The 18,669-nt window shown below is 62.8% G+C and carries 18 protein-coding genes and 1 tRNA gene; 6 read left to right on the top strand and 13 right to left on the bottom strand.

Going from position 1 to position 18,669, the window contains the following annotated elements:
* Nucleotides 1-2: 2 nt before the first annotated feature.
* Nucleotides 3-1,328, top strand: a complete 1,326-nt coding sequence (locus tag CS1GBM3_RS14445; RefSeq protein ID WP_072396145.1) for an O-antigen ligase family protein — start codon at nucleotides 3-5, stop codon at nucleotides 1,326-1,328.
* A gap of 1 nt (nucleotide 1,329) precedes the next feature.
* Here CS1GBM3_RS14445 and CS1GBM3_RS14440 read toward each other — a convergent pair whose 3' ends face one another.
* The gene (locus CS1GBM3_RS14440; protein ID WP_072396143.1) at nucleotides 1,330-2,298 is read right to left on the bottom strand and encodes a DNA-methyltransferase; all 969 of its coding nucleotides are present in this window, start codon (nucleotides 2,296-2,298) and stop codon (nucleotides 1,330-1,332) included.
* Nucleotides 2,299-2,609: 311 nt separating this feature from the next.
* Here CS1GBM3_RS14440 and CS1GBM3_RS14435 point away from each other — a divergent pair, with 311 nt between their 5' ends.
* Nucleotides 2,610-4,508 (top strand): hypothetical protein, encoded by a 1,899-nt coding sequence (locus tag CS1GBM3_RS14435; protein WP_244534709.1) that lies wholly within the window; start codon nucleotides 2,610-2,612, stop codon nucleotides 4,506-4,508.
* Between the two features lie 292 nt (nucleotides 4,509-4,800).
* Entirely contained in the window at nucleotides 4,801-6,198 is a 1,398-nt protein-coding gene (gene chrA, locus CS1GBM3_RS14430) for a chromate efflux transporter (protein ID WP_072396140.1), read from the top strand.
* Between the two features lie 31 nt (nucleotides 6,199-6,229).
* On the opposite strand, the gene CS1GBM3_RS14425 is transcribed toward chrA, so the two are convergent.
* From CS1GBM3_RS14425 to CS1GBM3_RS14400, 6 genes are all read right to left on the bottom strand, one after another.
* Complete coding sequence (locus CS1GBM3_RS14425) at nucleotides 6,230-6,877, bottom strand: ABC transporter ATP-binding protein (protein ID WP_244534659.1); 648 nt, start codon at nucleotides 6,875-6,877, stop codon at nucleotides 6,230-6,232.
* Between the two features lie 80 nt (nucleotides 6,878-6,957).
* Nucleotides 6,958-7,746 carry an ABC transporter permease gene (locus CS1GBM3_RS14420; protein WP_072396138.1) on the bottom strand — a complete coding sequence of 263 codons (789 nt, stop codon included), beginning with the start codon at nucleotides 7,744-7,746 and terminating at the stop codon, nucleotides 6,958-6,960.
* A gap of 21 nt (nucleotides 7,747-7,767) precedes the next feature.
* Entirely contained in the window at nucleotides 7,768-8,340 is a 573-nt protein-coding gene (locus CS1GBM3_RS14415) for a hypothetical protein (protein WP_139247923.1), read from the bottom strand.
* Between the two features lie 205 nt (nucleotides 8,341-8,545).
* Nucleotides 8,546-9,652 (bottom strand): glycosyltransferase family 2 protein, encoded by a 1,107-nt coding sequence (locus CS1GBM3_RS14410; RefSeq protein ID WP_083567610.1) that lies wholly within the window; start codon nucleotides 9,650-9,652, stop codon nucleotides 8,546-8,548.
* Nucleotides 9,649-10,602, bottom strand: coding sequence for a glycosyltransferase (locus tag CS1GBM3_RS14405; RefSeq protein ID WP_072396135.1), 954 nt, complete (start codon nucleotides 10,600-10,602; stop codon nucleotides 9,649-9,651). The genes CS1GBM3_RS14410 and CS1GBM3_RS14405 overlap by 4 nt, the downstream gene beginning before the upstream one ends.
* Before the next feature lie 510 nt (nucleotides 10,603-11,112).
* Nucleotides 11,113-11,202 (bottom strand) — tRNA-Ser (locus CS1GBM3_RS14400).
* A 157-nt stretch (nucleotides 11,203-11,359) separates the two neighbouring features.
* Here CS1GBM3_RS14400 and CS1GBM3_RS14395 point away from each other — a divergent pair.
* The gene (locus CS1GBM3_RS14395; RefSeq protein WP_072396134.1) at nucleotides 11,360-11,671 is read left to right on the top strand and encodes a hypothetical protein; all 312 of its coding nucleotides are present in this window, start codon (nucleotides 11,360-11,362) and stop codon (nucleotides 11,669-11,671) included.
* 18 nt (nucleotides 11,672-11,689) lie between these two features.
* Here the strand turns inward: CS1GBM3_RS14395 and CS1GBM3_RS14390 are convergent, their stop codons facing one another.
* Entirely contained in the window at nucleotides 11,690-12,526 is an 837-nt protein-coding gene (locus CS1GBM3_RS14390; RefSeq protein ID WP_072396133.1) for a hypothetical protein, read from the bottom strand.
* A 92-nt stretch (nucleotides 12,527-12,618) separates the two neighbouring features.
* Nucleotides 12,619-12,951 carry a YegP family protein gene (locus CS1GBM3_RS14385; RefSeq protein ID WP_072396132.1) on the bottom strand — a complete coding sequence of 111 codons (333 nt, stop codon included), beginning with the start codon at nucleotides 12,949-12,951 and terminating at the stop codon, nucleotides 12,619-12,621.
* 288 nt (nucleotides 12,952-13,239) lie between these two features.
* Here CS1GBM3_RS14385 and CS1GBM3_RS14380 point away from each other — a divergent pair, with 288 nt between their 5' ends.
* Nucleotides 13,240-14,523 carry a hypothetical protein gene (locus CS1GBM3_RS14380; RefSeq protein WP_072396131.1) on the top strand — a complete coding sequence of 428 codons (1,284 nt, stop codon included), beginning with the start codon at nucleotides 13,240-13,242 and terminating at the stop codon, nucleotides 14,521-14,523.
* 24 nt (nucleotides 14,524-14,547) lie between these two features.
* Here CS1GBM3_RS14380 and CS1GBM3_RS14375 read toward each other — a convergent pair whose 3' ends face one another.
* Nucleotides 14,548-14,844 (bottom strand): putative quinol monooxygenase, encoded by a 297-nt coding sequence (locus CS1GBM3_RS14375; protein WP_072396129.1) that lies wholly within the window; start codon nucleotides 14,842-14,844, stop codon nucleotides 14,548-14,550.
* 126 nt (nucleotides 14,845-14,970) lie between these two features.
* Here CS1GBM3_RS14375 and CS1GBM3_RS14370 point away from each other — a divergent pair, with 126 nt between their 5' ends.
* Entirely contained in the window at nucleotides 14,971-15,633 is a 663-nt protein-coding gene (locus tag CS1GBM3_RS14370) for a TetR/AcrR family transcriptional regulator (protein ID WP_072396128.1), read from the top strand.
* On the opposite strand, the gene CS1GBM3_RS14365 is transcribed toward CS1GBM3_RS14370, so the two are convergent.
* The 3 genes from CS1GBM3_RS14365 to CS1GBM3_RS14355 form a co-directional block, all read right to left on the bottom strand.
* Nucleotides 15,589-16,089, bottom strand: a complete 501-nt coding sequence (locus CS1GBM3_RS14365; RefSeq protein ID WP_072396127.1) for a nuclear transport factor 2 family protein — start codon at nucleotides 16,087-16,089, stop codon at nucleotides 15,589-15,591. The genes CS1GBM3_RS14370 and CS1GBM3_RS14365 overlap by 45 nt on opposite strands.
* Before the next feature lie 201 nt (nucleotides 16,090-16,290).
* Nucleotides 16,291-18,129: a translational GTPase TypA gene (gene typA / locus CS1GBM3_RS14360; protein ID WP_072396126.1), complete on the bottom strand. Its 1,839-nt coding sequence runs from the start codon at nucleotides 18,127-18,129 to the stop codon at nucleotides 16,291-16,293.
* A 132-nt stretch (nucleotides 18,130-18,261) separates the two neighbouring features.
* A complete protein-coding gene (locus CS1GBM3_RS14355; protein WP_072396125.1) occupies nucleotides 18,262-18,663 on the bottom strand; it encodes a VOC family protein in 402 nt (133 codons plus the stop codon).
* Nucleotides 18,664-18,669: the final 6 nt, after the last annotated feature.

The following is an 18,669-nucleotide window of genomic DNA, read 5'->3' as shown; positions in this document are numbered from 1 at the left end:
GAATGTCTGTCATGCCGGTCGATGCCCAAGAGAAAAGCCGCATCCCGCTTTCCGACCATGTCGTCGGCACGCTGTTCCTGATCGCTGCTACCTCCAATGTCATTGCCGGTCGCTCGACGGTCTTCGTTCTGCCCGCGCTGACGTTGCTGGCGCTCGCCATGGCCTATATCGAACGCGTCTCCTGGCGCACTTTCCTTGAGCCCGCCCCGGCGAGCCGTCCGGTGGCGGTCTTTCTCGGCTTCGCGGTGTTGAGTGCCGCCTGGTCCGTCGATATGGCCGCAACGGCGGCGGCTACCCTGTCGATCCTGTTCATCCTGTTCCAGTGGCACATCATCGACCGCTGGATCTCCGAACAACCTGCGCGACGCCTGCATCATGTGGCCTTTTGGCTCGTGATTGCCTTTGCCATTGGCCTTATTTTTCTGCTGCTCGAAGTTTTCTCCAAACAGTATGTTCGCGCCGCGCTGATGGAGACGTTCTCATTGTTCAGGCCTTCCAGCCCTGCGCGGTATTACAGCATCGATCAGGCCGGCAATGTCTCGATCGCGAGCTTCGAGCTCAATCGCTCGATTGCCGCGTTGAACATGATCCTTTGGCCGGCCATTCTCTGCGCGCTCTCGAGTTGGACTGGCCGCAAGTTCACGCTGATCGCCATCGCGCTGATCGCAGGCACGGCGCTGGCGACGATCGGATCGGATCATGAGACCTCCAAGCTCGCGCTCATCGTCAGCGGTCTCTGCTTCCTCATTGCCTTCTACTGGCGGCGCACCGCATACGTCGGGCTTGCCGCGTGCTGGGTTGCTCTTGGCATCGGCGCTCTTCCGGGCGCGTACTTCGCGCACGACGTATTGGCCTTGCATCAAGCGCCGTGGCTGCAATCCTCAGCGCAGCATCGTATCACGATCTGGGACGAGACCGCCGACGAGGCACTCCAGGACCCGATCATCGGGCATGGTGCGCGCGCGGCCTACATCATGCGCCAGCAAGATCCGAAACGGCCGGACGGTGTCCGGCTCGAGCGCAGCGAGGACTCGGTCGCGATCCATGCGCACAACGTCTATTTGCAAAACTGGTATGAGTTTGGCGCGGTCGGCGTGCTTCTGTTCATTGTCGCAGGGCTTATGGTGCTGAACGCCATCCGCACCATTCCAATTGCTACCCAGCCCTATGCACTCGCTACTTTTGCGAGCTTTGCGGTGCATATCGCTTCAAGCTACGAGCTCTGGCAGAGCTGGTTCGCGAGCCTCTTCGCGTTGACGATGATCTACCTGTGGTGGGGGATCCGCGCCTTCGAGGCGGCCGGGGAAACGCAGCGAAGGCTCGCTTGACCTATTCGGCCGCCGCTCGGCCGGCGTTCTCGCTGAAGGCGGGATGGTTGCGGAACTCGGCCTTCTCCAACATCCGAAACGGCGCGCGCCGGGAGCGATCCGCGTCCGGCCAGTTCGCCATGTGGCGCGCGAAGTATTCTACTACGGACGGATCGCGGTCGGTCGAGATGCTGTGGCGGGCGAGCGCGGCGGCAACACGGCTCGTGACGGCGCTGCCGGCGAAGAAATCCAGAACCACCGAGCCTTCATAGGAAAGACTCGCAACTAGGCGCTCGATCACGGCGATGGGCTTCTGGGTCGGATGCCCGACGCGCTCTTTGGCGTTGCCGTTCAGGCGCGGGATGCGCCAGACGTTGGTCGGGTTTCTGCCCTTCTCGACCGACTCCGCGCGCAGCCGTTTGTCCTTGAGGTAGGCCTTTCGTGTCTTCTCGTCGAAAGGCTCGCGCACACTGTCGAGGTCGAAATAGTATTTGTCCGTCTTCGCAAACCAGAAGATCTCCTCGTGCCGGTTGGCGAAGAAGCGATGGGCACTCATGCCGTTCGGGTAGGCCCAAATGATCAGGTTCACGAGGTTCAGGAGCCGCCGGCGCCGCACCTCCGAGACGAGGGACAGAAGATCCCCGCTGCCAGCCTCGCCCTGAAACTGTAGGCCGCCGAAAATCACGAGGTTGCCTGTATCGGAGAGAACGCGACGGGCTTCGGTCAGCCAGTCGGCGGCCCAGCCGAGGTAGTCTGCGTGGGCGTCCCAGTCCGCCATCTGGATGTTGTAGGGCGGATCGCAGACGATGAGCTGGATCGAGGCATCGGGCAGGGCGCGCAGGATCTCGAGGCAATCGGCCGAAAAGACCGTATGGACAGAGGTTTCGAGTGTGCGCGGAGCGATAGCGTGCAGCGACTGGTGGGAACGCCCCGCTTTCCTCAGGGCATTCATGCCGATGTGACCCCGGTTGCGGTGGGAGCGGTTTGCCATTCGCCGATTTCGATGTGAGATGTGCGCTTCAGGGCGCCATCGAACGATATCCGCGGGGGCGTGCGGGTCTATCGAAATCTGAGAACGCCGCACAGGTCGCTTCCGATTGAGGCCAGCCGCCAGGGACCCTAGGGATTAGGCCCCAGGTGCGTTAAGTCTGTTCGGTGACGAATTTGCCATTTTTTGCCGTCAGACTTCCACACTCCTGCTCGCTTGCAGCCGCGGAAACCACGGGGGACCCATTGCTTTCTGCGCGACAGCTTGCCGACCGTGCGGCCACCCCGCTGCTGCGGGTAACCGCTTTATCTTTCTTGTTTTTCTGCGCGCTTGGTACCGAGGCCAAGTCGGCGCCGGAAAGCTGCGAAGAGGCGGTCGGCGCGACCGTCCTTGCCTCGCCCGTGACGCCCTGGAAGGGCGCGCCGCTGCGCGTGATTCTGGCAACGGAGAAGGCGCTCGATGGCGAGCTGACGCTCGTCGCACCGGACGGCACGGTCGCGGCCCGGACACGCACGCGAAGCGGCGGGCCGCCTTACTTCTGGTTTGCAGAGGTCGAAAAACCCGCCTCGGGCACGTGGAAGGCCAAACTCGCGCGCGACGGCGCCATCGACGCTTGGTGCAGCACGATCACCCACGACATCGCCGTGCAGAGCAAGAAACCGGCGCCGTTGCGGGCCAGCGCGAAAAGCGTTTGGCCGGTGCGCGCTGCCTGGACGCGCGCCAACGAGAACCTCTATTCGGCCTGGATCGAGAAGCTGTTCGACGCGCCGCTCGAGGAAACGCTCTCCTGGCCGGCGTTGCACGAGGTGCTGCGCAACCCGGAGCGCAACGCGCTGTTCAATCACCTGGGCCTCGGCGAGGACGAGAAGGGCCACGTCGTCAAGCCGGACTGCGCGGACCTTCCCTACTTCCTGCGCGCGTACTTCTCCTTCAAGATGGGGCTGCCGTTCGGCTACGCGAAATGCACGCGCGGCGGACGCGGCAAGCCGCCGAGCTGTACCGCGTGGTGGAACATCCAGAACGAGGAGCCTCCTCCCGCGCCGCCGCCCGAGGAAAAGACGGCATCGGGCGGTGATCTGTTCGGGCTGTTCGGCGCGGCCGCGGCGCCGCCGGCGCGGCCCACGCCACAGTCGCAGCGGCCAGCCGGGCTCGTGCCTGGCTTCGGCTATTACCTGGCGACGACGGTAGCCAACAGCGTGCATTCCGGCTCGGGCCGAACGCGCGCAACGGACGACAGTACCGATTACTATCCGGTGCCGCTAACTCAGGACGCCTTGCGTCCGGGTACGATCTATGCCGATCCCTATGGGCACATTCTCATCATCGCCAAGCGCGTGGCGCAGACGAGCGATGCGGCCGGCGTTCTGCTTGCCGTCGACGCGCAACCCGATGGCACGGTTGCACGCAAGCGGTTCTGGCGCGGCAACTTCCTGTTCGCAGAAGATCCCGCGCTCGGCAGCCCCGGCTTCAAGCGCTTCCGGCCAGTGGTGCGCGGCAAGGGCGGCCTCAGGCGGCTCTCCAATGCAGAGATCGCGAAGCATGCCGAATACGGGGACTTCTCGCTTGAGCAGACAAAGCTCGGGATCGAGGGCTTCTACGACAAGATGGACGACGTGATCTCGCCCGAGCCGCTCGATCCGGTGCGGGCCATGACGGAAGCCATCACGGCGCTGGACGAGCAGGTCCGGGCGCGCGTGACGTCGGTCGAGAACGGGCGGAACTACCAGAACCGCGGCGGCGCCGTGGTTTCCATGCCGGACGGTGCGTCGATCTTCGAAACTTCCGGAGCGTGGGAGGACTTCGCGACACCGTCCCGAGACCTTCGGCTTCTGATCGCCATCGACGTGGTGCGGCGCTTCCCCGATCGCGTGGCGCGGCGGCCGGGCCGGTACGCGATGCCGAAGGGCACCGATGCCGCGGGGATCAAGGCCGAGCTTGAGGCGACGCTCGCGAAAGAGCTTGCCGCGCGCAAGTTCTCGTATACGCGCAGCGACGGCTCGGAGTGGACATTGACGGTCAAAGACGTGGTCGACCGCGTGGAGGCCCTCGAGATGGCCTACAACATTAACGACTGCGTGGAGTTCCGCTGGGGCGCGGCCGAGGGCGGCGAGGAGGCGAAGACCTGCGCACGGCAGGCTCCCCAGGCACAGCGGGGCAAAATGACCGAATACCGCGCGTGGTTTACCGAGCGGCGGCGGCCTCCGCGCGGGTAGCCGCTCCCTCTGCCCGTACCGCCTTGCACCGCCCACAAAACGGGATATAGCTGTCGGTCAGGGGTCACTCGCGACTACCCCTCCAGGCGACAGCCCAAAGTTCGCGTCCATGTTCCCAACGTAAGGGGTGGGCGCCTATGCTTTTGTCTGTCACAGATCGTTCTGATCAATCCGTCATTATTCCTTCGTCACCGATGCTCGATGCAGGCGCTCCGCGCGCGTACGTCGACGGTGCCGGATCTCTGCGACCGCAGAGCGCTCCTCTCTCCATGCGCGTATAACGGAGGCGGCGATGAACGCACCATCGAGCACGGATACGCACACGCGTCCGCTTCAAGTTCCTACCTTTGCCGAGGCCGTCCGGGTCTGGGCCAGAATCGGGCTTCTGAGCTTCGGCGGGCCTGCGGGCCAGATCGCGCTGATGCACAAGGAGCTGGTGGAAGAGCGCCGCTGGATCGGCGAGCAGCGTTTCCTGCACGCGCTCAACTACTGCATGTTGCTGCCTGGCCCCGAGGCGCAGCAGCTTGCAACCTATATCGGCTGGCTGATGCACCGGACGGCAGGTGGCCTCGTCGCGGGGTTGCTGTTCGTGCTGCCAGGCGCGCTCGTGATGCTGGGACTCAGCGTCCTCTATGTCATCTATCGCGACGTGCCACTGATCGAGACACTGTTCTTCGGCGTCAAGGCGGCGGTGCTGGCCATTGTGGTGGAAGCCTTGCTGCGCATCGGGCGACGCGCGCTCAAGAACGACGCCATGGTCGCGATCGCCGTTGCGGCGTTCATCGGCATCTATGTGTTTCGGATTCCGTTTCCGCTCATTATCCTCGTCGCCGGCCTTGTGGGCTGGATCGGCGGCCGGCAGGCTCCGCACCTGTTTCTTGCGGGCGGGCACGGCGGAAACAATACGGCACCCGACGTCAAGGGCGCGATTGACGTCATGTTCGAGCGCGGAGAGCTCGAGCATATCAAGCCATCGCGGCGACGCGCCTTCACGGTGCTCGCGATCTGGCTGCCTGTATGGCTGGGGCCGGTGCTGCTGCTGTGGTTGCTGACAGGGTCCTCATCCGTTTGGACGCAGGCCGGCGCGTTCTTCAGCACGATGGCCGTCGTCACCTTCGGCGGCGCCTATGCTGTGCTCGCCTACGTAGCGCAGGCCGCCGTCGACACGTTCGGCTGGCTCGCGCCTGGCGAAATGGTTGACGGTCTCGGTCTTGCGGAGACAACGCCGGGGCCACTGATCCTGGTCCTGCAGTTCGTCGGCTTCCTCGCCGCCTATCGTGCGCCGGGCGCACTCGAACCTCTCCTTGCTGGCGGCCTCGGCGCGCTTCTCACGACGTGGGTGACGTTTGCGCCCTGCTTCCTGTGGATCTTCCTCGGTGCTCCTTACATCGAAGCGCTACGCGGTAATCAGACGATCTCGGCTGCCCTGTCCGCGATCACGGCGGCGATCGTCGGCGTGATCATGAACCTTGCCGTCTGGTTCGGGTTGCACGTCGTGTTCCGGGAGGTGCACACGTTCGATATCTTCGGCGTCGGTCCGGATCTGCCCGTGCTCGCCTCGATCGATTGGCGCGCGGCGCTACTTTCTGCTGCAGCGATGATCGCCATGCTGCGATTCAAGACCGGCATGGTTCCAACGCTTGCGGCCTGTGCGCTCACCGCGCTCGGGATGAGCTATCTTCCGACGTAACCGACGCAGGAGTCCGGCTGCACGCCGGGCTTCACTTGTCCTTCTCGAACCATTCGGTGGCGGGAAGGAACGATTTCACCTTTCCCTTCTCCAGCTCGAGGATCAGGTTGCAGGTCCGTTTGATCAGCGCATGGTTGTGGCTGGCGAGGACGATGATGCCGGCTCTCTCCGCCAGCTCGTTCATGCGCGCCCGCGCCTTCTCCTGAAATGCCGGGTCGCCGGCGCCGATCCATTCGTCCATCAAGAGGATCTCCGGCTCGAGGCTGGTCGCGACGGAAAACGCCAGCCGCGCGGCCATGCCTTGGCTGTAGGCCTTGATCGGCACGTCGATGAACTCGCCAACCTCGCTGAAGGCGATGATGTCCTCCATGCGACTTTCGATTTCCTGCTCGCTCCAGCCGTTGATGAGCCCGCGCAGGACGATGTTGCGCCGTCCCGTCGCCTCCTGCCTGAAACCGAGATAGATGTTGAACAGCGCATCCACGCGACCGGCCGTTTCGATGTGGCCAGAGGTCGGCTCGTAGATTCCGTACAGCACCTTCAGCAGCGTGGTCTTTCCGGAGCCATTGGCGCCGACGAGGCCAAGCCTGTCGCCGGCCCTGAGCGAGAAGCTCACGCCATCAAGTGCGGTTACGAGCGGCGTGCCGCCCTTGAGCTCGATGCTTCCACCCGTGGGCATCCTCGGTCGCTGCAGCGCAAGCGAAAGCTTGGCGCGCAGGCGGTACACAAGCCTGACGTTATCGGCGTTGATCGAAACCATTAGAGCATAAAGACAACTTGTTTGCGGTAGCGCCCGAGCAGCGCGATGGCGAATGTCCAGGCCAAGATGCAAATGGCCGCGCAGACCGCCAGTGCGTACGCCGGAAACGCGCCCGATACAATCGGCACCCGCACGACGTCGAGGAAGTAGGTGAACGGATTCCACCAGTAGAAGATGTGGCGGATGCCGTCGGAGCCGTCATAGCTCCAGAACACCGGCGTCAAGAACATGCCGACGCGCATGACGTTGTTGACGATGAACTGGCTGTCGGGAAAGTAGGCGCCGAGGAACGCAAAGACCGTGATCGCGGCGGGCGTGGTCACGAGGATGAGCAGGATGCCGACAAGGGCCCATGCCCACGCTGCTGTGACGGGCGTACCGCTGAGCGCCAGGATGCCGAGGCAGCCAACAGACGCATATCCCGCACGGATGGTCGACTGCATGGTTAGGCGCATGACGTAGACCGTGAGGGGAAGCGTGGTGCCTTTAATGAAGCTCTCCTCGCGCACGAACAGAGACACGCTGAGCGTCAGCGTCTCCATGATGAAGAACCAGACGAGCAGGCCCGTTGCGACGTGGGCCGCATAATGCGGCGAGCCGTCGCCGGTATTGAAGATGAAGATAAAGACGCCCGCGAAAGCCAGGTAATTGAAGAGCAGCCACAGGGGGCCGAGGACGGTGCTCTTGTGCTGATCTCCGATGTCCTCGCCTGCAAGCGCGAGCCATACCCGCCGCAGACGGAAGCCTGCGCGAATATCGGAAAGAGCGCTTTGCGTAACGGCCAGCATATGGGTGTTTTCCTCGCGCCTTCACTTCACCGTGCACGGCGATCGGCTTACGCGCTTGCCGTTGGCTTGCACAACCTTGACCACAGAGCCCGGAGCGAGCGGCTCGGCGAACGTGAATTTGAATCCGGCGTCGATCGGCAGTTGCTCGCGTGCAAGGTCGGGACGCTGCATCGCCGCCAACAGCCCTCTTGCCGGCCGGTCGTCGACCAGAATGGCGACGTGGCTTGCCATGCCGTCTGCCACCGCCCATCCCTGCACACCATCGCGCGCGCAGTTATCCAGCGTGCCTTTGTAGGAGCCGACTTCGTTGAACTCAATCACCTCCAATGACGTCAAACCCAGCTTGGCCTCACCTTGGGATCGCAAGGCAAGGGGAACCGTTTGCGATCGAATGGCACTGCTCGGGATCTTGAAAATGCGGCTGAACGAGGATGTGTCGGGATCGGTTTGCCATGTCTGGAGTAGCGTCTTATCCGCATAGAGCTCGACGCGCGTCGATTCTCGGCCTTTCGGGAGCATACCCTTGAGGATGACGACGAGACGGTCGTTTTCCTTTTCAACCGGAACTGCGAGGGATGCGCTGGCCGCGTCCATCCAAGTCACGGATTCGTCTTCCCGCCAGCCCTCACGCGTGATGCTGGTGCCGGATCCATAGCGGCCGAAATCGAACCTGCGCTCCATGTACCAGGTCGTATCGGCCGGCTCCGCCGCCAGGAACATCTGCGCCAGGTACGACCCAAACGCGGCCCCGCCGATACCGGCCAGGCCGAGCCAAATCCATCTCGTGCTACGTGATCGTCTACGGCCCATGCGAACGCTGATCTCGCTCCCCCGAGGAAGATGCCAAGGTCGCCTCCAGAGTCAACCCGCCACCTGCGGAACGTCGCCACGGCTCGCGCGCCGCGCCGTGCAACCATCTGCCAATGCGCAGGCCTGCCTTCGCCGGCACAGTGTGCGAGAGGGCACGCATGAGGCCTCTCATCGTCCAATACGCGCGCGCCGACAGATGAGGCCTCAACCGCTCAGTTGCTTCCTTCACGGCCTCCAGCGACTCTCCATCATTTCTGAGCACGGCGCGCGCATGGGCGGCGAGGAGCGCGCGACGAAAACGTGGCGCCACGATATCGCGCGCAGGATAGGAACCGGTTTTAGGCTCGTTCGGAAACGCCGTCAGAAGCTTTTCGGCATAGAGCATAAGCGACCGCACCATCGCGGCCGAGCGCGACGACGACGCATCGTGGAACCGATACATCACCAGGGGCTCATCGACGAAACCGTGCGTATAGCCCGCCCGCATCAGGCGCGAGAACAGGTCGTCGTCCTCATACCCTTTGAGCTCAATGTCGAAACCGTCGACGGCCTTCAGCGCGCGGCGCGACACCAGCGCGGCCGAGGGCAAGACGAACATGTCGTAGCGCAGGCAGTCGAGCACGCTCCCCTTCGGATGGGATCCCGGGCGGCTGTGCAACAGCGACGGCTGAATGATGTGATCCTCGGCATCTACGAGATCGACGTTGGCGTAGACCCAGCCTGGTTCGGAGGTTGCCGGAGCCGTGGCGAGGGCCGAGCCTGCTTGGTGCAGCTTTTCGAGGTGCCGAGGCCGCCATATGTCGTCCTGGTCGAGGAATGCGATCCAATCCCCCGTCGCGAGGCTCACGCCGCGATTGCGGGCGGCGGATTGGCCAGCGTTAGGCTGTGCGTGGATGTGAAGAGGCACGGGCGACTCGAGATCTCTCACACGATCTGCGCCGTCGTCCTCGGAGCCGTCGTCGACGATGATCACCTCGCGCGGAAGCACGGTCTGGGCGAAGACGCCATCGAGAGCGCGCGCGATGTGGTCGGCGCCGTTGTACAGTGGGATGACCACCGAGATGCTCGGGCTGTAAGTGCGGGGCGGCTGCATCATGTCTTTTCCAGCGGAGCGGTTCCGCTTGCGTCAGCCGCAGGGCTCACGCTGTTGCCGGGTTCCCTAAGTGCGAGCCTGATACCGTCACGAAATCCGCGGCCGATGGCAGACAGCGATGCGCGTCTTTTATTCCCCTTCAGCGCGTACGCGGCGGCCTGCAACCCGATGTAGGGAAGGATCTTGAGCTTCCAACGCATCGGCACGTGACGCAGGCCAAGCATACGGACCTGATTGCGGACATACGTGTAAAGGCGCGAAGGCGGCTGCTGAGCCAGCTTCAGCCTCGTGAGCGGTATCTCCAGGCCGCCTTGGCCAAGGCGATGCGGCATCGGAGCGTCCATCGCCGTCCAGCATGAAAGCCCCGCGTGCCATGCCCGGAAGCACCACTCGATGTCGATGGCGTCGATGAAAAAATCCTCGCGGAACGGCCCGACTGCCTCGTACGCCGCGAGCGAAACAAGCGAGCCTGACGATATGGCGAAATCGACGGCCTGGGTGTTCGGTAGGTCCGAACCGACGCTGCGTTCAAAGAGGCGCGTCGTTTTGAAACGCGTCGGCGATCCGTCAGGCGCGACAGGGAGCGCGCCAACAACGGCCACCCGATGCCCCGCAGCCGTGAGCTCGACCATCCGGGCGGCGAGCACTTCCACGGTCTCGGGCTCGATGTCGGAGTCCTGATCTGCCAGGAGCACCGCGTCAGCGCCACGCGCCTGCGCATATTGCAGAATGTGATTGTAAGCCCTTCCGAGCCCTACGTTGTCGGGCGACTGGACGATCTCGATGCCGCCGTCCCCAGCGCCCGTGCCGAGAAGCCGCGCGCGGTCGGTCTGCGAAACAGGAGAGTTGGCGAAGACGACGACGCGCTCGCTTGCGCACGCAAGCGCGGCGACACGGGGCATCAGCTGCTCAAGGTCGGGCCAGAAGGTGACGATACCGGCAACTCTACGCATTCACCCACTCACCCGCCCAGCGCGCTCCCTCCCCCCAACTCCACATCTGTTCGCGCACAATTTGGGCGCTGCTTGGTCGCGCCTTGGCCATTCGGGCCGAACGAGCAACAACGATGCCGATACGTTGCACCACCCCTTGTGGAAAAGCGGCGCAAGCCCAATGATCGACAAGTTCTGTATGTTATCTTATAAAAGTTATCGTTGATCGTGGTTCGGGGTGTGCGTATGCGTCGCGTGATGGCGGAAGCCGTGTTTGTCTTCATTCGCCTCTATAGTCCGTCGGGCCTTGCCAAGCAGGCTCGCTGAGGTTCGCGATAGGCGGCCACAGCCAGATTGGTCCCGCTTTCGATCGGCATGTCTGGCTTGTTCTTAGATTACCCATTTCATCCTCCGAAAACCTGAACCGCACATGCGTGCGGTTGGCCGCCTGGGTGTTCATCCGCAGGCTGCCCGGGCACCTGCGTCTGGCGACGCATCTCGTCCCGTTTATTTCGAATTTTCAATGGGTTATGGCGGAGAGAGTGGGATTCGAACCCACGAGACGGTTGCCCGCCTACACGCGTTCCAGGCGTGCGCCTTCAACCACTCGGCCATCTCTCCCCGGAGTGGAGCGGCGCAATATACCCAGAACGGCTCCAGAGGCAACAGAGCTGGCCGGCGGCGTCCTCTTTTTCGCGGACTCGTGTTAGATCGATCCGGCGGGCTGTGTCCGACGAGGCGACGTGATCGGTCGATCAAGCCCGAAAATGAGCATTGCATGGTCGTTTTCAGATTCCTTGCCGCTGTCTTCCTCCTGGTCGCCACCATCGCCCTGGTGTTCGACGCGACGCCAGCGGTCTACGGCGCAGGTCCCTTTGAGGGGACGACGCTCAGCGCCCACTGGCAGGATCTCGGGCCTAATTCCTTTGAAGCCGCGCAGAAGGCCGTGCAGGCTTTCGCCCCTTGGCTCTGGGACCGCGTGATCGCGCCGCTGCTCGACGTGCCGACCTTCATCATCTTCGGCGCGCTGTCTCTCGCGAGCGGATACGCGGGGCGCCGGCGCCGGGCGGCTCGGATTTTCGTGAATTAAGCCGAAAGCAGGGTGCAGCTACTTCTTTTGCGGGGCGATCTGTCCCGACACAGGAAGCCCTGCGGAGGCCGTTTGACCGATCGGCGTCTCGCTGGCGAGATCGTCCACGATGCCGATCGCAATCAGCACGACGAGCGCCCCCACGAGGCCCATCACCACGTTGTGATGGGAACGGTTCAACTCGGCGATCTGCGTTTCGTCGACCGCGTCGACCTCGTTCACGCGGCTTCCCTTGATGCCGAAGAACTTGCGGCGGAACGAACGGCGCACGTTGCCGCGGTCGATCAAGGGCAGGCGGGCCCGGTCGGCGATCTGCTTTGCAATCTCGGCATAGGGGAAGCACGGATCGACGTTGGCTTCGCTGACGTAGCCGATCTTAACCGCCTTATCGTCCTTGGTGATCAGCCGGGCGCCCTTCAGAAGCACGGGCACCAGCGATCCGCCGTAGATCTCGCGGCGCGTTTCGACCGTCTGCACCTCATCATAGGGGATCTCATAGCTCTTATAGCGGAGCATGGGCGTTGGGCCGCGGCCGGACGGCAATGTCATTTTCACGGACGTTTCACCGAACTCGACACGGGCGCGCAGCGAGAAGAGCAGCTCGATCACGATCAGGAACATGAGGATGGAAAAGGCCACCGCCACGATGCCGATGCCCACCGCATCGAAGAACAGGCCGTTCTGGATGCGCATGTAGATCATCGCCGGGAGGCTGGCGAAAAAGGGCAGCAGGATCAGGAAAATGAAGGAAAAGACCGTCTTGCGGCCGCCACTCGCGGCATAAACGGTCCGCTCATGCTTGACCTCGGGCAGGGCCGCATCCGCCCCTTCCACCGCCGTTGCCGACTGTGACATACGCACCCCCACCGTCCCTTAAGTGGGGCTCATTCTAGTGATGTTCTGTGACGGATGAAACCGGCAAAAGCCGCCCCCCGGGGCGGCCTTCCCTAGATCTCGATCGTTCTCGCGTCCCTAGCCGCCGAGGTGACCGCAGCCACTCCCTTTTCTGCGGCACTAGATGATGAGTAGAGTTCGCTCTTGCCGATGATCTTTCCGTTGTTTCCGGACTTCAGGATGAAATAGGGCTTTCCGTTCGTCGCGGTTTTGCGCTCGAAGTTCTTGTCGCTTGCAGCGTTTTTCTTAACCGACTCAATTCCGGTCTCCAAAGCCGCCCGCGAGGAATATGTCTCGCTCGTCAGCACGACCCGATTGTTTGCGGCTTTCAGATTAAACATGAGCTGTCCGTTGGCAGCCTTCTTGACTTCGAAATATCCTGGCATGTCGGTCCCTCGTCTCGTTTAGCAAAGTCCCCAACTCAGCTACGACTGCCTCCATGGACGAGAGCCCAGTCTTTGGCTGCGGTCACATCCAGAGCGGCTACCTTGCTGGGCCTGCTGCGGATCGCAACGGCAAATTAAGGCGGATTGCTTCGCGCTAGCAACGTACTTTTGTGCCACTAAGCCCGGCGACAAGCAGCGTACCCACCCCGTGAACCCTTGCCTCCCCCAAAAGGGCAGAGGAAAATGTTCGTTAGCGCGCACCGCTCTTTTTTTGGGGGAACGATTATCATGGCGAAGTGGAAGTTGAGAGGTAGGGCGCTCACGTCGATCGCAGCCGCGGCGGTGTTGGCCGTGGGAGGCACGGCGGCCTTGGCGGCGAAGGATTTCACCTTCAGCGAGAAGGCCAACGAACGCCTCGCCAAGAAGCTCAACCTGCCGATTTATTTCACGCTGCCGAAGAGCACGTGGGCGCCGCTCTCGGGACCGTTCAACACGACCGACATCCTGCTCGACTTCAAGCATCCGGACGCGATCAAGACCGGAAGCGACGCCGGCCTACGCCTGGTCGTCACGCCGCGGGCCGGCATGGCGGCGCGGCTAGCCAAGAGCGGCATCTTCCAGACGGGGGATCTCCTGCTGACGTTCCGATCCGAATGGGGCGGAGCCGGTGCCTATCCCAACGTGCAGATGGGGATCAGCCATACGGGCGTGGCCTACATCAAGGACGGGAAGCTCAAGAATATCGATAACCCGCTCAACGAGGAATACCTGGGCCGCGGTATGGTGGCGGACCTTACGAGCGAGCACTATCGGACGCTGAATCTTATCCATGTCATCCGCCCGCGCGGTCTCAGCGATGCCGAGCGCGCCAACATCCTTGCCTGGGCGACGCGCCTCAACAGCAGCGCCAAGCGCGTCTATCCGAGCCAGATCAAGTTCAACGACGACTACAATGCGCCGAAGTTCAAGCCCGGCAAGCCGGTGGAGTTTGTGAAGAACCTCGGACAGATCGCGCTCGGGCAGAACCCACCCGGCACGCTCGATCTCTATTGCTCCGAGTTTGCCTGGGCGCTGCTGTCGCTCAAGGGCTGCGACCCTACCGCGACGGCCGATCAGTTCAGGGGCAGCCGCGTGCCGTCGTGCGTCAAGCAGCCGATGAAGCCGCTCGATGCGGCCGGCAACAGCGTGACAAGCACCGGGCGCAGCGCCGTCGTCGGGCTCGCGGATGGACCTCTGACGGTGGTCGACGGGCTCAAGATTCCGGCGACACAGAAACGGGAGCTGCTCGAGTCCGTCTTCATCGAGAACCCCGAGGGCCTCAAGAAGATGTCGGAGGGCCACCGCAAGGTCGCGATCGACATGCAGCCCAAGTTTGAGACGCTCAAGGACTACTATCTGGGCGTCAGCGGCGGCAACGTCGTGCAGAGACTCAGGGCGAGGCTCATCCGAGCTGCGTTCAACCGGGCCGTGCCGGAGAACTACTCTCCGACATCCTATCTCCTCAACACGCTGCTGCCGGCCGACAACGTCAACCGGACGATGGATTACGTCGCAACCATCGTCATCGAGTAGGGGCTGCCATTGGCTGCCCCGGCGTCAGGCCGGGTCAGCCTGCCAGATCTGCACATCGGCCGGCGTTGCCAGGTGGCCCAGAAACATCTGCAGCACGCCCGTCGATTCACGCCATGCCATGTAGGCTTGCTGATCTTCGGGCGAATTCCACTCTTGCAGCAGCAGGACCCCTTCTGCTCCATCCTTTGTGACGTACGTCTTCGCGTAGCGGCAGCCGCGCGCTTTACGCGTATCGGGCAGTATCTCGGCGAGGAAGCTCTGGAAGGCCTTCGGGTCGGATGGCGTCAGGCGCAGCGTGACGACGATCGGCTTGCTCGGCATGGGGGCATCCTTTTCGAACCACAATGGACTAATGACCTTTTGGTCAGTAATATTGGTGGAGTCGCACATGGCGCAGTGGTGACCAAGTGGTCAACACGTCGCACGCCGTGCCTTGTTGGGTGACTCATGCAGAGAACCGGGACTGACGGTGGACAAGGGAAACGCAAGCGGCTCCTGCCCGAACAGCGCGAGGAAGAGATCGTGGCCGGGGCAACGCGCTATTTCGCCGAGGTCGGCTTCGACGGAAACATGAGAGATCTCGCCAAGCGGATCGGCATCTCACACGCGCTTCTGTTCCGCTATTTCCCGACCAAGGACGCTCTCGTGGACCGCGTCTACGAACGAACGTTCGCGAGCCGTTGGGATCCGGCGTGGGATGCACTGCTCAGCGACCAAAGGCTGGACTTTGGCGAGCGGCTCATTCGTTTCTACGGCGACTATGTAAAGGTGATCGACCGTCCCGAGTGGGTCAGAACATTCGTCTACGGCGGCCTTGCCGGCGTTGCCATCAACCAGCGCTATCTGAGCCTCATTCGGCGCAAGGTCATCGTGCCGGTTGCGGCGGAGCTCAGCCGGCTGGCGAGCGGCAAGCGTAGCGGCAGCGCTCCGACGAACGAGGCGCTCGAACTCTCGTGGGGACTGCACGGAGAGATCTTCTATCTCGCGATCCGGCGCTGGATCTACGGCGTCAAGCTCACGACGGACACCGACGCATTCGTCTCGCTGGTGGTGCGCAAGTTTCTATCAGGTGCGCTCGCGGCCTTGCGCTCGCACACCGATAACCGCTGAGTCCAGGGACGCCGGCAGATCACGATCCTCGGAGGCTTCGTCGCATCTCACCATTTGCCAGAACGCCGCCATCTTGGCCGCATCGTGATACTGCTCGGAGCGAGCGATCTTGCGACCGCGATAGGTGACAATATGGCGGTACGATCCGGCGAGCACGAGACCGGTTCGCCGGTGGCGAAGGTAGGCCTCGACGTTAGCGCGCCCCAGGCCGTCCTCGAAATGAAAATGCTCGATGACCGCCCGACTTTCTGCGACTGACGTGATCGACCAGAGAAAAGTGCGAAGCGCTTGCTTCCCTTCGATAACGAAGGGGACGCCGTTCAATGGGCCTGCATTGCACCAGTAGACGCAATCGTCTGCATAGTAACTCAGCAGACGTTCGATGTCGGCTCTGCACCAGGCATCGTGCGTTGCACTCAAAATATTGAGTGCGGTGCACTCGTCGAGCTTCTTCAAGGGCCAACCCCTATTCGGTGCCAGCGGCTGGCTTTGCGGCCGCCAGCTGAAAAAATCGATCCACGCAACGTCTGCACGGCAAAGGAAATATTTGAACTTTACATTGGTATTTTACAATTCAAAGTGGTGCCAGTCCAGCGCCTTTCCACTCACCAGAGGTGCGGTTACTGGCCTGAAAACCGTAACATTTCTTGAAGTCCGTTAGGCCACGGCTTCGCGATCGGCCTCGCGTTTGCGCTCCTGCTTCTTGCGCTCATTGGGGTCCAACCAACGCTTGCGTAGCCGGATCGACTTCGGCGTCACCTCGACCAGCTCCTCGTCGGTGATGTAGCTCATCGCCCGCTCGAGCGTGAGCTTTACCGGCGGCGTCAGCAGAACCGCGTCATCCTTTCCGGAGGCGCGAACGTTGGTGAGCTTCTTGCCCTTGACGACATTGACTTCGAGATCGTTGTCGCGTGTGTGCTCTCCCACGATCATGCCGACGTAGACCTTGGTCTGCGGACCAATGAAGAACGGGCCGCGATCCTGAAGGTTGAAGATGGCGTAGGCTGCTGCTTCGCCGTCCGAGTTCGAGATCAGCACGCCGGTGTGGCGGCCGGCGATCTCGCCACGATAGGACTCGTAGGCGTGAAACAGCTTGTTCATGACGGCTGTGCCGCGCGTGTCCGAAAGCAGCTCCGCCTGATAGCCGAGAAGGCTGCGCGTCGGGACGTGGAACACCATGCGCGTGCGCCCGCCGCCCGAGGGACGCATCTCCAGAAGCTCTCCCTTCCGCTCGGAAAGCTTCTGCACGATGATGCCTGTGTGACCCTCGTCGACGTCGATGATGACCTCCTCGATGGGCTCGAGCCGTTGGCCCGTCGCCTCGTCGGTCACGAACACCACCTTCGGACGCGAGACCGTGAGCTCGAAGCCTTCGCGGCGCATGTTCTCAAGCAAAATGGCGAGCTGAAGCTCGCCGCGTCCAGCCACGTCAAACGACTCGCCGCCCTCCGTCGAGGGCGTGACGCGAATGGCAATGTTGCGCTCTGCCTCTTTCTGCAGGCGGTCACGGATGACGCGGCTCTGCACCTTGTCGCCTTCGGTTCCGGCGAACGGACCGTCGTTGACGCGAAAGGTCATCGACAGCGTGGGAGGATCGACGGGCTGTGCCTCGATCGGCTGCTCGACCGAGGGATCGCACAACGTGTCGGCAACGGTTGCCTCGCTCATGCCAGCGATCGCGACGATCTCGCCTGCGTGAGCCTCGTCAACCGGAACGCGCTCAAGCCCGCGAAACGCCAGCACCTTGGTGACGCGGAACGTCTCGAGCAGCTTGCCGTCGCGGTTAAGCGCCTTGAGCTGCTGGTTGGGTTTCAGCGTGCCAGACGAGATGCGGCCGGTGAGGATGCGGCCGAGGAAATTGTCCGCCTCGAGCGTCGTCGCAAGCATGCGAGTAGGGCCGGGCTCGACGGTCGGCGGCGGCACGTGGCTTACGATGAGGTCGAACATCGGCGCCAGGTTCTCGCGCGGACCAGCCGGGTCGAGCGCCATCCAGCCGTTGCGGCCCGAGCCGTAGAGAACAGGGAAGTCGAGCTGCTCGTCGGTGGCATCCAGGTTGGCGAAGAGATCGAAGATCTCGTTCAGCACGTCGAGGTGCCGCTCGTCGGGGCGGTCGATCTTGTTGATGGCGACGATCGGGCGGATGCCGCGCTTCAGGGCCTTGGACACGACGAACTTGGTTTGGGGGAGCGGGCCTTCTGACGCGTCCACCAGGACCACCACGCCGTCGACCATGTTCAGGATGCGCTCCACCTCGCCGCCGAAGTCGGCGTGGCCGGGCGTGTCGATGATATTGATGCGCGTGTCTTTCCAGACCACGCTCGTGCACTTGGCGAGGATGGTGATGCCACGCTCGCGCTCGAGGTCGTTGCTATCCATCGCCCGCTCCGCAACCTTCTGGTTGTCGCGGAAGGAGCCCGATTGCTTCAGAAGCTCGTCGACGAGGGTGGTTTTGCCGTGGTCGACGTGCGCGATGATCGCGATATTACGAATGTTCATTGGTGTCCTGGGGTGCCTGCGCAACCTATGGTGGAGGCGTGTGCGCTGCAAAAATCTGGCGCGGACGTAGCACAACCGTGGCTGGTGCGCCAGTGACCTGCATTTCGTGGGCTTTTCCGACGCAGGGGAGGCTCAGGTCGCGATCTCGTCGTAGCCGCGGTTAAGGAATTGGATCAGGCAGAACCCGTTCCCGAACGGGTCCGAGAAAACGGCGATATGTCCCCAGACATGAGTTCGCACCTCGCCTTCCGGGGCGGCTCCGGCGGCGATCGCCGTTGCAGATGCGGCCTGGATGTCCGGCACCACGAAGTCCAGATGGACGGGTGTCCAATGCCGGGCGTAGCCGCGCCGATGGCCTGAGCCGGTGGCAGCGCTAGCTGCCGGCTTCTCGAGCAGGTAGATCGGGCTCGAAGCGCCGAGCAGTTCTACCGCGCCGGGGCCGAGGCGGCGGCCGACTTTGAGGCCAAGCGCACGGCAGTAGAAGTCGGTCGCCGCGGCAACGTTCTCGACGTCGATGTTGGCCAGGAGTTGCATGGTTCT

Origin of the sequence: Hyphomicrobium sp. CS1GBMeth3 (genome assembly GCF_900117455.1) — a bacterium.
Taxonomy (GTDB): Bacteria; Pseudomonadota; Alphaproteobacteria; order Rhizobiales; family Hyphomicrobiaceae; genus Hyphomicrobium_C.
The sequence above is the reverse complement of the archived record's forward strand: the minus strand, read 5'-3'. Positions and strand labels throughout refer to the sequence as shown.